Origin of the sequence: Roseibium sp. MMSF_3412 (assembly GCF_030733265.1) — a bacterium.
Lineage (GTDB): Bacteria > Pseudomonadota > Alphaproteobacteria > Rhizobiales > Stappiaceae > Roseibium.
In genome coordinates, this window is sequence record NZ_JASHJI010000002.1 from 92,124 (window position 1) to 104,065 (window position 11,942).

An 11,942-nucleotide genomic window follows, 5' to 3' on the forward strand; every position below is an offset into this window, starting at 1 on the left:
CCGCATTCTGACCCTCGGAACCGCCTGATCTTCAGGCGGTTCTTTCTTCTTGTGCATGCGTTTTCAGGAAAACGGCAAGGTCGTCGATATGCATCGGCTTGGCAAGGGCATACCCTTGGGCATAATCACACCTGATCAGCGCCAGGCGTTCGACCTGTTCCAGCCTGTCGGCTCCTTCTGCGACGACGGGAATATTCAGGGAATGCCCCATGTCGACGATGGAGCGCACCAGACGCTCGAATGTGTTGCCCTGTTCGATGCCGGACACCAGGTTGCGATCGATCTTGATGTGAGCAGGCTCGATATTCATCAGGCCGAGGACAGATGCATTGGCAACGCCGAAATCGTCGAGATCCAGAAGGCAGCCCGCCGCCCTGATTTGGTCCAGGACTGCGGCGATCCCGGCATCAAGATTGTCGAGCGCCATGGTCTCCGCAAGTTCAAAGCGCAACTCGAACGGCAGGTCCCGGACCATCTGAAGTGCATCCGGAAAACCAGGTGACGTCAGTCTTTCTTCCGACAGGTTCACGGCAAGCGCGGGGACATCGAGGCCCTGTTCACTCAGGCCTTTCAAAAGACCTGTCGACTGTTCCAGCATCATGGCATCAATCTCGGCAAGGAGACTGAGCTCCCTGGCTGTCTCCAGAAAATCCTGCGGCGACAGCAGTCCGCGTTCCGGGTGGTTCCATCTGACAAGCGCTTCAACGCCGGCGACCGTCTTGTCCGGCAGCTTGAATTGAGGCTGGAAGAACGGCAGGAACTCACCCTTCTCCAGGCCGCTCAGAATTTCCGCCGTCAATTTTCGCTCCGTCTGGATCGCAGCTCTGAGGGCCGGGGAATAGGCTACAAAACGGTCCTTGCCTGCCTTCTTGGCATCATACATGGCAAGGTCGGACGCCTTCATCAGGTCCGAGCGGTTCCGCGCATGTTCCGGATAGCAGGCAAAGCCGACACTCACGCCGATGCGTATTTGCGCGTCATCCAGAACAATCGGCTCCTTGATGCGCCCGACAATCAGCGCGGCAAACTCCTCGACGCGATGAATGTGCCCGGATGGAATCCAGACCGCGAATTCATCTCCGCCAAGACGCGTCACCAACGAACTGCGGAACGCGTCCGGTGAAATCTGGCGTGTCTCTTCCGGTTCGATATCGGCGAGCCTTGCGGCACCGAGAACTTCGCACAGGCGCTTGCCGACAACCTCCAGAACCTTGTCCCCGACGTCGTGTCCGTGCATGTCGTTCACCGCCTTGAACCCGTCGAGGTCGATCAGCATGAGCGCCCCGGCATGACCGGCGGAGAGCGCGTTGTCCAGTTGCTGATGAAGATAGGTCCTGTTGCCAAGACCGGTGACAAGATCCTGGTAGGCAAGCGCGTTGATGGTCGACAGGTTTTCGCGCAGGCGCAGCACCATCTCCCGGAATCGCCGGCTGAGTTCATTGAACTCGACCGGCAGAAGCCGGCTGGAACCCTGCAGGTCTGGCAGACCGAATTCCCCACCTGCGATCTTCGACGATGCGCGCGATATCTGTTCGATCGGCCGGACGACGCGCAGGGAAACCAGGAGCGCAAGGGCCAGGGCGGAGGCCACTCCGATCGCCAGAACAATGACGCCGGACCGGCGCGCGACATCGGCCTTTTGCTGCAATTCGGCGATTGGCTGCGGTATCATCACACCCCAGCCAACCGGGTGAACGAAGGTGAACCCGGCAATCATGTCGCCCTTGAGCGCTGGTGAATAAAAGCTCTCGACGCCCGTTTGCCGGGCAAGCATGCGCTGAACCGCCGAGATCTTCGACATGTCCCTGCGCGTTTCAACCCAGTCGGAAAGCGGATGCGAAAGCGCCCGGCCCGTGTGATCGACAATCGCGGCATGGCCACGGACACCGAACGAAATCGCTTCGCCGAGTTCGCGGAAATAGGTCGTGCGTACGGCACCGACGGCGAGTCCGTCTTCAAGCGGGCGGACCATGTGAAGCACATTTTCCCCGTCAGCGGTTTGCACGACGGGGCCGAAGGTGACTTCACCCGGTATTGCAAGCGTCTTGAGGCGGTCGAGTTCCTCTTCAGGGATCGTGTCCGGACAAGGCGCGGAGGCCGAGGCGAGCGTCAAAGTCACCTTGCCGGTGTCCCAGTCCGCGATGCAGACGTGCCGGAAGCTCAGATTGTCGAGCACGCGCACCATCGACTTCGTCTCGGTCCAGACTTCGGGCGTATCAAGCAGAAGGTCGAATGTAGTCACGAGATCGCGGTAATAGCGTTCCAGGGCCGCCGCAAGATTTTGCGCCAGCAGCAGGTGGCGCTCATGCACCTCGTCCAGTTCACCTTCCAGTACTTCCGAGTGTGGCCATGCCTGAAACAGCAACAGAGGCGTCATCGAAAGGAAAAGAAACAACGTCAGCAAAAAATATCTGAGTTTCATGTTCCGGAATGCCTTGGCCAAGTGCTGTCGCAAGGGATTCTATATGCCGAAACTCTTAACTCGAAACAAAAACAACATTAGGAAATATAATCAATGGCGCGATAAAGCGGACTTTCCTCTGCGTGCGCACAAAGATGAACAAGTCGCAGCGCGCTATGCCCGTTTTCCCAGATCCATCGGTCTCAGGCGAACGAAGTGGAAAATGAGATCATTGTGCAACACAACGTGTCAGTGAGAATCGCCTGATGTTTCGGCGCGTCGATGAAAGCATCGTTAGCGGCACTCGAGTCAATTTCTGGGTTTTCGCACTAATTCAGTGGCTGAATTTCGATCAACGACCGGTCGTCATCGGTGCACTGAATGACGACTTCAACACATTCACCAAACCTAATCGTCAGCGTCGCGTCGCGAAACTCTGCCTTAGTAACTTTGACGCCCCTGATGGGATACCTCTCTTCCAGTGGCACAAAACGACGCTCCGCAAGCGCTTCTTCTGGCAGGCTTTTGCCTTCGTATTCACTCAAGAACAGTAGCCAGGCATCAACAAAACCCCTGAGTCGATGGTTGTTGGTAAATATGTAGAAAACACCAACCTCATTTGCGTCTTGCTCCTGTTCAATCAGGAAACCTTCGCAGACATCACCGACGATTTCGTGAATGACGGTTTCTGAGTCCTGGCGTGGAGTAAACATGCTTGCCTCGAGGAACGTTTTTGACTTCCGGCAGCAACAGGTAACTCATTTCTGCTCTGCTGCATCTGGGGAAGCTCTTTACTTTGGCGTTTGACCAACAAAAGTCAGTGGCCGCCCTGCGCCGCGCCTTCAGGCATCTGTGCCCCGTTCAAGAGCGCGACCAGGAGCCGTGCCGGATCGACCGGACCCGGCAAGGTTATCCGCCCGAGCGGCACCTGCTGAAAACCGAAGGGACTGTAATAGGGCGCGTCCCCGACAAGGAGAACGACCTTGTCACCGGCCAGTTCCGCGGCATCCATCGCGGTGCGCATCAATGCCTTGCCAAGGCCCCTGTTCTTGAAGTCGGGCGACACGGTCAGCGGGCCGAGCAGCAGGGCTCCGGTATCGCCAATGAGGATCGGCGACAACCGGATCGAGCCGGCGATCTGCGATCCGACAAGTCCGACAAAGGAAAGGTCCGCCCGGGGACCCACATTTTCCCGGATACGGAACGCTGTCCGCGCGAACCGGCCGGGTCCGAACGCATTTGCCTGAAGGTCTTCGATTGCAGTGGTGTCGGCGGCCTCTTCCGGCCGGATAACCCAGGTGGTCTGTTTCATGAGATTGGTCCTGAACAAGCGATCTTAAGAAAAGCGCGCCTGCCGTGAACCCGAAATGAAAGGCCTTGATGGTCCGGGATGAGGTCAGCCGCGACGGAACGGACGAGACATGTCTCGTCGGTCGGTTCGTCGTCGGAGTGTCAGACCTGCGGTCATGGATCCCAGTCTCTTGATAGAGATCGTCGGCGCTAATATGCACCGGCGGTTATTCGTGAGGAAAAGCGGTTATCACGCAACATCTTCCCGGTCCAGCGTTTTTTGGAAATCGAACCGGATTTGATTGTTCATGGATTTCGAACACAGCATTCAATTGATTGATTTCCGGCAAAGGCGCACAACCTAGTTCACAAGGAAACACGAAGGAGCGCATCATGGGTTTGCTGGTAAACGGGGTCTGGACGGACCAATGGTACGACACGAAGTCGAGCGGCGGCCGCTTTGTCCGCAAGGACGCCGCGTTCCGCAACTGGATTACAGCTGACGGATCCCCCGGTGCCAGCGGCAAGGGTGGCTTCAAGGCAGAAGCCGGGCGCTACCACCTGTTCGTTTCCTATGCCTGTCCCTGGGCGCACCGCACGATGATCTTCCGCAAGCTCAAGGGTCTCGAGGAGGCAATCTCGCTGTCCGCCGTCCAGCCGCTGATGCTGGAAAACGGCTGGGAATTCTCTGAAACGGAACCGCTGACCGGTGCGAAATACGCCTGGAACATCTATGCCAAGGCGGATCCGGAATATACTGGCCGGGCGACGGTGCCGATCCTCTGGGACAAAGAGCAGCAAACCATTGTCAGCAACGAGTCGTCTGAAATCATCCGGATGTTCAATTCCGAGTTCGACGGCCTGACCGGCTCCAACCTCGATTTCTATCCCCAGGACCTGCGCGGGGAGATCGACACGATCAACGACCGCATCTACCACACGCTCAACAACGGCGTATACAAGTCCGGCTTCGCCACCAGCCAGGAAGCCTATGAAGAAGCCGTAACCGCGCTGTTTGAAACGCTTGATTTCCTTGAAGGCGTGCTTGGTGAAAACCGCTACCTGACGGGAGACAGGCTGACGGAGGCGGACTGGCGCCTCTTCACCACGCTTGTGCGCTTTGATGCGGTTTATGTCGGTCACTTCAAATGCAACATCAGGCGGATCATCGACTATCCGAACCTGTCCAACTATCTGCTTGAACTCTATCAGGTTCCAGGCGTTGCAGAGACCGTCGACATGGCAACGATCAAGGAGCACTATTACGGCTCCCACGAGAGCGTCAATCCGACCCGGATCGTCCCGGTCGGACCGGCTCTCGACTTTCTGAAACCCCACGACAGGGATCGGCTCCCGGCCGCGGCCTGAACGGGTCAATGTCTCAAGGGCGGCTTACCAGTAGGCACCAGAGGGAAATGACCCGTCCTTGAATTCGGAAAGCCGCCGGGCGGTTGCCGGCGTCAGGTTTCCGGGCAAGCTGCCGAGCGGAAAGAAGCGCGCTTCTGCAATCTCCACATTCGGTGCCAGGTAGGCCGGGGTTTCTTTCCATGCGCTGAGGTGAAACAGGCCGACATGATCGCGCCCTGTTGCCTCCCGGTTGAGATACATGCCGAGGAGACGCGGAGCGCTTTCGGCAGCGATCCCGGCCTCTTCCAGCACTTCCCGGCTTGCGGCCTGCTCCAGCGTTTCGCCCCGGTCGACAGCCCCGCCCGGCAGATACCACCCGTCCAGATACGTGTGGCGGACCAGCAGCACCTGACTGCCTGCGTCTTCCACGATCACACGGACGCCCAGGATATAGGGGTTTCTGAGGAGAACCGCGCTCTGGACGATGCGCTTCGTCAGGCCGCTCGGCAGGAAGGACAACAACTTCAACATGACGGCAGATTGCACGCCAGACCGCCGAAGGTAAACCGAATTGACCCATGCAACCGCTGCAGGGCTGATACGCGGGAATAGCTCTCCTCCTGCGCCCGCGGAATGCCTATATACCGTGCACAGTGATGAATTCGAAGGCAGGTGAGACTGCCGTGACCTTACGAAGGAACAGACAATGTTGAACGCAATTTTCGGCAAACGCCGCAGCCGCCAGAACCACTACCAGTGGAAGCCGGCCCTTGATCTGACCAACCCGCGCGTTGTTGCAGCCCTGACCACGTTCCCGAGCAACTAAGCTTCGGACAAGCCTGCGGAGGCAGCAAATGCTCGGTTTTGTAAATGTCGTGAACGCGACGCTGCGCGAGACAACGCGCACCGCAAACACGTCAGCGGGCAAGTCTGCAAGGCCCGCTGCGGCCAAGTAATATCCTGTCGCGGGTGAAACGCGACCGGAAAAAATAGATGCTCAGCAACCGGAGCGCCGCGTTATTTTCTTGACGCGGCGCTTTTTGCTTTGAAGATGCGCCCTCATGTTCACGCTTGCGCATATCTCCGATCCTCATCTCGGCCCCTTGCCCGACCCCAAGCTTATCCAGCTGGTTTCAAAGCGTATTCTGGGATACCTCAACTGGCAGCGGAACCGCTCCAAGATCATGGGAACAAGCTATCTCGACCAGCTCGTCGAGGATATGAAGACCAAGGCACCCGACCACATCGCGGTCACCGGCGACCTTGTGAACATCGGCCTCCCGCTTGAAATCACAAGTGCACGCGACTGGCTCGAAGAGATCGGGGAGCCGAGCGACGTTTCCGTCGTGCCCGGAAATCACGATGCTTATGTTCCAGGAGCCGTCTACAAGGCACGCGCGGCCTGGTGGCCTTACATGTGTTCCGACGACGCTGCTGACAAACCGCCCGAAGGCGCACGCGCGGAGGCGACTTTTCCCTATGTCCGCACACGCGAGGACATCGCCCTGGTGGGTGTCACAACCGGGCGAGCCACCGCCCCCTGGTTCGCAACCGGCAGGGTCGGCGCCGAACAGGCACGCCGCTTGCGGGAGACGCTCGAAGAGCTCGGAAAGGCGGGCTATTTCCGCGTCGTGATGCTGCATCACCCTCCGTTCAAACACGCAACCAAGTGGCACAAGCGGCTGTCGGACGCTTCTCGCGTGCGCGCCGCCATCAAGCATTCAGGCGCGGAACTCATTCTGCACGGGCACACCCATATTGACAGTTTCGAAGAGATCGAGGGCCCGGCCGGTCCTGTCCCGGTCGTCGGCGTACCATCGGCAACGAGCGCTCCGGGCGGTCGCCACCCGGCTGCGCGCTACAATCTTTTCAGGATCGAAAAAACCAACGCCGGCTGGACCTGCCGCATGGAAGAACACGGTTTCGATGCTCCCGACACGCCGGTAAAGCTGCTCGCGGAGAGGCAGGTCGGCATTCCACAGGCTGATTGATGCGGACTGACTTCCTGGTGTCAGTTCGCGTCTGTTCCAGATGCGTCCTCGCTGGGTTGGACGAAGCAGGACGAACGGTAAAAGCTTCATCCCGGGGAGGACCGCCAGGTACGTCTCGATAGATGGGCCACGCGGGTCGAAGCCAAAGTCCCTCTCCCGATGCGAGAGGTCATCGACTGCGAACCGCCTCCGTGAAACTGCATGGATCCAATGGTCGAGCCCACTGCTGTCCGGTTTAGAAGTTGCGACCGAACTTATGCTATTGAGAAAGCTTCACAATTCCGATCGACACCAAGTCGGGATACTGACTTGCTTCCCGGATTTGTCGTCCCGGTTTGACGCATATGCGGCAAGACCGGGATCCAGTACGCCGTGTCGCTGGGGGTTAGATGAAGATGGAGAAACAAGAGGGTACTGGTTCCCTGCCTTCCGCTCCGCTTCAGCAGGGATGACAAGTTCATCGACTAGGGATCGCCGCAATCGATCATTGCCGGGTTAAACCGGACAGCAGTGGGTCGAACCATGAGATGACGCCGAGTGACACAATTCCGTTAGCACAAAATCAGGATACGCAACCATTCTTTTGACTTGTTATCCCGGTTTGCCGCCCAAGCGGCAAGACCGGGACCCAGTATCCAGTGTGGCTCGAAACGAAAAAGGCGGTCAGCGCTGTGTTTGCTGGGTTCCGGCCTTCCGCTGCGCTTCAGCCGGAAAGACAAGCCCCCGGGCAGGCGAGCATCTCGCAAGCTCTGCTGCGGGTTAAACAGCGCGGCAACGGGTCAAACCATTGGCTGGCGCTTGGTCGGTAAGACACGCGTTGGCAGGAACCTTGCGGAAGTCTTGTTCCGCGACCGCTCAAATCGGATTGGCAAACCAGGCAAAGGCGATCAGGCCGACGACACCTGCCGCGATGCCAATGCCGAAGGCACCGGCAACCGCCAGCCAGGAAGTTCTGCTTTCCCGGACACGAACCACCTTGGAGTCCTGCGCGACCTCCTTCAGCCGGTTGTTCAGCCAGTCGCCTTCGAGCGCCTTTTCGCGCTCGATCACCCGCTCGGCGATGTATTCGGTCAGACAATCGGCCATATCGTCGATGTTTGCCGTTTCAAGGATGACGACGCGGCCCAGGCGCGTGTCCTTCAGGAAACGATAGGTCTTGCGGTCGCCGCCGACGGCCACGTGGCTGGTGGCATCGATCCACAGGCGCGGCGTGGAGCCGGAAATGATCTGCAGGGAAAACTGGTCATCGTCTTCCGGAATTTCCTTGAAGACGTCCTTCAGTTCGTCGGCCAGCATGTCGAGCCGAGCCCGCTCCGTATCCTGCAACTCGACAACCACGTCCGATCTTTCAACTTCGCCCAATTGCACCTTGCGGATGGCGTCACGCAAGGAGCGAATGCGCGTGTGTGGGACTACGTTATCCTGCATTTCAGACATGAGGTGCCTGGCTCCGTTCTTCTCTCGTCTGTGATCTTGAGTCTTAACCGACTCGCACAAGGGCAGAACCGCGCTCCGCCCTCACCTGCCGCCTGTCCACCGGCAATGATCCGAAAATGGTTAACAAAGCTTAGGGGAAAATTAACCGTAACGCCAGCAAGGCGGCGCTGGCCTCTCTCCAAATCATGGGTTATGCAAAGCTAGTGCGGTGAATTTGAATTTGGCAGCATTGCTTCTGCAACCTCCGAAGCGAACTGCAAATTCGGTAACCGCACTCGAAACATAGACTGGCTAGTCACCTTCTTGAATCTGAAGTTCGTTCGAAGCCAGCTATAAAGAAGTCGAACTTCAGATTCAGGTGACTAGTGGGATTGTCGTCCACCTGCCCCGGGGAGACTGCATCATGAATGTTGATGGCAAGAAATACCGTACGATCTGGCTTGCACAGGACGGAGAAAGCGTCGAGATCATTGATCAGACGAAGTTTCCCTATGCTTTTGAAATCATCAAGTTGCACACCATGGAAGACGCGGCCCACGCCATCCGTGTGATGCAGGTACGCGGCGCGCCGCTGATCGGAGCGACAGCTGCCTATGGCGTCGCGCTGGCGATGCGGGCGGACTCCTCCGACGAAGCGCTGCACAGCGCCTGCTCCGCGCTTCTTCAAACACGGCCGACGGCGGTCAACCTTCACTGGGCGCTGGACCGCGCCCGCAAGAGCCTTATTCAGGTTGCCCCAGCCTTGCGCGCCGTGGCCGCCTTCACGCTGGCCAACGAGATCTGCGACGAGGACATCGGCATCAACATGGCCATCGGCATGCACGGCATGGAGCTGATCGCCGCGATTTCCGAGACAAAGCGCAAGGGAGAACCGGTCAATATCCTCACCCATTGCAACGCCGGCTGGCTCGCCACCGTCGACTGGGGAACGGCGACGGCGCCGATCTACATGTCCCACGACGGCGGCATCCCCGTCCATGTCTGGGTGGACGAGACCAGACCCCGGAACCAGGGCGCCTTCCTGACCGCCTGGGAACTCGGCCACCACGGCGTCCCGCATACCGTGATCGTCGACAATGCCGGCGGGCACCTGATGCAGCATGGCCAGGTGGACATGGTGATCACCGGAACGGACCGGACCACGGCAAGCGGCGATGTCTGCAACAAGATCGGCACCTATCTGAAAGCGCTCGCCGCCCGGGACAACGAGGTCCCCTTCTATGTCGCCCTGCCCTCTCCGACGATCGACTTCGCCCTGTCGGACGGCGTCAGGGAAATCCCGATCGAGGAACGGGCTGGCACGGAAGTCAGCAAGATGACCGGACGGACCGATCGCGGCGACATCCAGACAATCAACATCGTCGCCGAGGGGTCCGACGTCGGCAATCCGGCCTTCGACGTCACCCCGGCCCGGCTGGTCACGGGCCTGATAACCGAGCGCGGTGTCCTGAAGCCCAACCGCCAGGCGATCGCCGAAGCCTTTCCCGAACGCGTGAAAATGAGCGCCTGAAGCCACGCCTTCACCGCGGTTTCTCACGCGCGGGACATCCCGTTGGTCATCCCGGACAAGTAAGGCGAAGCCGAACGCCGATCCGGAAACCAGAGATCAGCGTGAGTGCAGCGAACCCGAAACACGACTGCAATGGCTTTGGCCGCACCTTCGGCGCGTAATCTCTCTCCAGGGTCATCCCCGACTTGATCGGGGATCCAGTCCACATCTCGGCGGCCACGGGCTTGGTCAATTGGTGCAGCGATTGCAGAGACTTGTCGCCGCGCATCTTCGGCTCTGGAAACGAGTGGATCCCCGATCAAGTCGGGGATGACTGCGGAACTTACTCTGACATGGGCAAAACGAATCTCGAAACAACCATGATTGCGCAGTCCCAGCTTGCCGCGTTTTACCCTCTCCCATTGGCAGAGGGCCAGGGTGAGGGGCCGGATCCCTCAGAGGACATAATACGTGTCCCTCACCCGGCCTTTCAGGCCGATCTCTCCACGCGGGAGAGGTAAAACTGCGGCGGCAAATCAGGGTTTCAATCCACTCGTGTGGTGAAACTGCACCTCTGCCTCTAAACCCGCCTACCCCTTGATCACCGGCACATGCGGGGCCGTTTCATGCGCATAGAGCCCGAGAAGCCCCGGGCCGTAAATCTGTCTGTCCAAAGGCTCGAGCTCCCCGGCCCCGGGTCTCACGTTGTTCGCCCGGGGTGACGATCGTGGGGAACGCCGCGTCTGCCCTCTTTGTCATTCCGGACAAGTGAGGCACAGCCGAACGCAGATCCGGAAACCAGATATCAGCGTGAGCGCAGCGAACCCGGAAAACAGATGCACTGGCTCAGACCCGGCTTTCAGCGTGAATGAGGTCTGGATTCCGGATCTGCGCGCAGCTCCGCTGCGCTTGTCTGGAATGCCGGACCTTTTTGCGTTGCCACTTACCCCTTGATCACCGGCACATGCGGGGCGGTTTCATGCGGATAGAGCCCGAGAAGCCGGGGATCGTCGTCGATCTCGATGGAGCGCTTGTAGGGCTTGAAACCGCAGGACGTGTAGAACTTCATCGCCTGCGGACTGTCGCCCGTGCAGGTGTGCAGCCAAAGGCGTTTGGTTTCCGGCCGCGACCAGGCGATATCGACAGCCTGAGCCATCAGCCAGCGTCCGAGGCCACCACCAATCGCCTCGGGGACGAGACCGAAATAGGAAATCTCGGGTTCTTCGGGATTGCCGAATTCCAGTTCCAGCGTCCCGATCGGGGTCCCCCCCTTCATGGGCAGGTAGTTTTCGCGCGCCGGGTCGGCCAGCATCTGCCGAAGGTCTTCGTCGCCATGGGTCAGCCTGCCGAACCAGATCCAGTCCTCGCCCACTTGCCGGAAGAGTTGCCGGTAGGCGGTGAGATTCGGCTCTTGCCACCTGACCAGTTCGACATCGTCGCGCGCCGGTGCAAGCGGTTCGGCCGGTGCCGCCAGCATTTCCAGAAAGGTGACGACAAAGGCGATCTTGCCGTCGGGCACGTCCGTATATCCGGTCAGATTGAGCGTTTGGTCAGGCATGAGACAATCCAGGATCAAGAGAAAGAAAGCACCAGCCCGGCTTATCAGTTGGCCGGCAATTGACCAAGTGCGGCAATTGCGGTTTGCACGCGTTTAACGCTTCATTAACCACGTCCTGAGAGATTGAAACCGTATCCAGGAAAGATGCGCGCATGCCCAAGGTCGGGAATTACGTCCAGAGAGATTATCACAGCCGGTTCCGGTCACAGGGGAAATCCACCTGGTCTGATTACAATCAGGCTTGGTCCAAGCGGCGTCAGGCCTCCGCGCAGAAAATGCAGGAACTGCGCGCCCTCGCCAGCAACTTCAACATCATCGGCACCCAGGCCTCTCAGGCCAACACGGCCTTCGTGTTTCAGAACCGGAACCAGGCCGGCCCATATGCCAACGCGACTGCCGTCGCCGCGCGGGTGAACGTGCTCGTTTAGC

Annotated in this window: 10 protein-coding genes; 4 read left to right on the forward strand and 6 right to left on the reverse strand. The window is 58.9% G+C overall.

The genetic code is table 11. The annotated features are described in order from the left end of the window. Window positions 1-31 precede the first annotated feature (31 nt). The 3 genes from RBB49_RS04280 to RBB49_RS04290 all read right to left on the reverse strand — a co-directional run bounded on the left by RBB49_RS04280 (window position 32) and on the right by RBB49_RS04290 (window position 3,713). Window positions 32-2,422, reverse strand: a complete 2,391-nt coding sequence (locus tag RBB49_RS04280; RefSeq protein ID WP_306141451.1) for a bifunctional diguanylate cyclase/phosphodiesterase — start codon at window positions 2,420-2,422, stop codon at window positions 32-34. Between the two features lie 308 nt (window positions 2,423-2,730). Beyond that, a complete protein-coding gene (locus RBB49_RS04285; protein ID WP_306141452.1) occupies window positions 2,731-3,114 on the reverse strand; it encodes a hypothetical protein in 384 nt (127 codons plus the stop codon). 104 nt (window positions 3,115-3,218) lie between these two features. Beyond that, complete coding sequence (locus tag RBB49_RS04290) at window positions 3,219-3,713, reverse strand: GNAT family N-acetyltransferase (protein ID WP_306141453.1); 495 nt, start codon at window positions 3,711-3,713, stop codon at window positions 3,219-3,221. Between the two features lie 371 nt (window positions 3,714-4,084). Between RBB49_RS04290 and RBB49_RS04295 the strand changes: the two genes are divergently transcribed. Continuing rightward, on the forward strand, window positions 4,085-5,059 hold the full coding sequence (locus RBB49_RS04295) for a glutathione S-transferase family protein (RefSeq protein ID WP_306141454.1): 975 nt from the start codon (window positions 4,085-4,087) through the stop codon (window positions 5,057-5,059). A gap of 24 nt (window positions 5,060-5,083) precedes the next feature. Here the strand turns inward: RBB49_RS04295 and RBB49_RS04300 are convergent, their stop codons facing one another. Beyond that, window positions 5,084-5,569: an NUDIX domain-containing protein gene (locus tag RBB49_RS04300; RefSeq protein ID WP_306141455.1), complete on the reverse strand. Its 486-nt coding sequence runs from the start codon at window positions 5,567-5,569 to the stop codon at window positions 5,084-5,086. A gap of 530 nt (window positions 5,570-6,099) precedes the next feature. Here RBB49_RS04300 and RBB49_RS04305 point away from each other — a divergent pair. Beyond that, window positions 6,100-7,029: a metallophosphoesterase gene (locus tag RBB49_RS04305; RefSeq protein ID WP_306141456.1), complete on the forward strand. Its 930-nt coding sequence runs from the start codon at window positions 6,100-6,102 to the stop codon at window positions 7,027-7,029. Between the two features lie 855 nt (window positions 7,030-7,884). Here RBB49_RS04305 and RBB49_RS04310 read toward each other — a convergent pair. Further along, window positions 7,885-8,466, reverse strand: a complete 582-nt coding sequence (locus RBB49_RS04310; protein WP_306141457.1) for a hypothetical protein — start codon at window positions 8,464-8,466, stop codon at window positions 7,885-7,887. 403 nt (window positions 8,467-8,869) lie between these two features. On the opposite strand from RBB49_RS04310, the gene mtnA reads away from it, so the two are divergent. Further along, on the forward strand, window positions 8,870-9,976 hold the full coding sequence (gene mtnA / locus RBB49_RS04315) for an S-methyl-5-thioribose-1-phosphate isomerase (protein WP_306141458.1): 1,107 nt from the start codon (window positions 8,870-8,872) through the stop codon (window positions 9,974-9,976). Window positions 9,977-10,898: 922 nt separating this feature from the next. Here the strand turns inward: mtnA and RBB49_RS04320 are convergent. Next, window positions 10,899-11,513, reverse strand: a complete 615-nt coding sequence (locus tag RBB49_RS04320; protein WP_306141459.1) for a GNAT family N-acetyltransferase — start codon at window positions 11,511-11,513, stop codon at window positions 10,899-10,901. A 152-nt stretch (window positions 11,514-11,665) separates the two neighbouring features. Between RBB49_RS04320 and RBB49_RS04325 the strand changes: the two genes are divergently transcribed. Continuing rightward, the gene (locus RBB49_RS04325; protein ID WP_306141460.1) at window positions 11,666-11,941 is read left to right on the forward strand and encodes a flagellar biosynthesis protein; all 276 of its coding nucleotides are present in this window, start codon (window positions 11,666-11,668) and stop codon (window positions 11,939-11,941) included. The last annotated feature ends 1 nt before the right edge of the window (window position 11,942 follow it).

Bases quoted from the DNA above. Each gene is read 5' to 3' on its own strand.
- RBB49_RS04280 (WP_306141451.1), bottom strand. From the start codon at position 2,422: ATGAAACTCAGATATTTTTTGCTGACGTTGTTTCTTTTCCTTTCGATG.
- RBB49_RS04285 (WP_306141452.1), bottom strand. From the start codon at position 3,114: ATGTTTACTCCACGCCAGGACTCAGAAACCGTCATTCACGAAATCGTC.
- RBB49_RS04290 (WP_306141453.1), bottom strand. From the start codon at position 3,713: ATGAAACAGACCACCTGGGTTATCCGGCCGGAAGAGGCCGCCGACACC.
- RBB49_RS04295 (WP_306141454.1), top strand. From the start codon at position 4,085: ATGGGTTTGCTGGTAAACGGGGTCTGGACGGACCAATGGTACGACACG.
- RBB49_RS04300 (WP_306141455.1), bottom strand. From the start codon at position 5,569: ATGTTGAAGTTGTTGTCCTTCCTGCCGAGCGGCCTGACGAAGCGCATC.
- RBB49_RS04305 (WP_306141456.1), top strand. From the start codon at position 6,100: ATGTTCACGCTTGCGCATATCTCCGATCCTCATCTCGGCCCCTTGCCC.
- RBB49_RS04310 (WP_306141457.1), bottom strand. From the start codon at position 8,466: ATGTCTGAAATGCAGGATAACGTAGTCCCACACACGCGCATTCGCTCC.
- mtnA (WP_306141458.1), top strand. From the start codon at position 8,870: ATGAATGTTGATGGCAAGAAATACCGTACGATCTGGCTTGCACAGGAC.
- RBB49_RS04320 (WP_306141459.1), bottom strand. From the start codon at position 11,513: ATGCCTGACCAAACGCTCAATCTGACCGGATATACGGACGTGCCCGAC.
- RBB49_RS04325 (WP_306141460.1), top strand. From the start codon at position 11,666: ATGCCCAAGGTCGGGAATTACGTCCAGAGAGATTATCACAGCCGGTTC.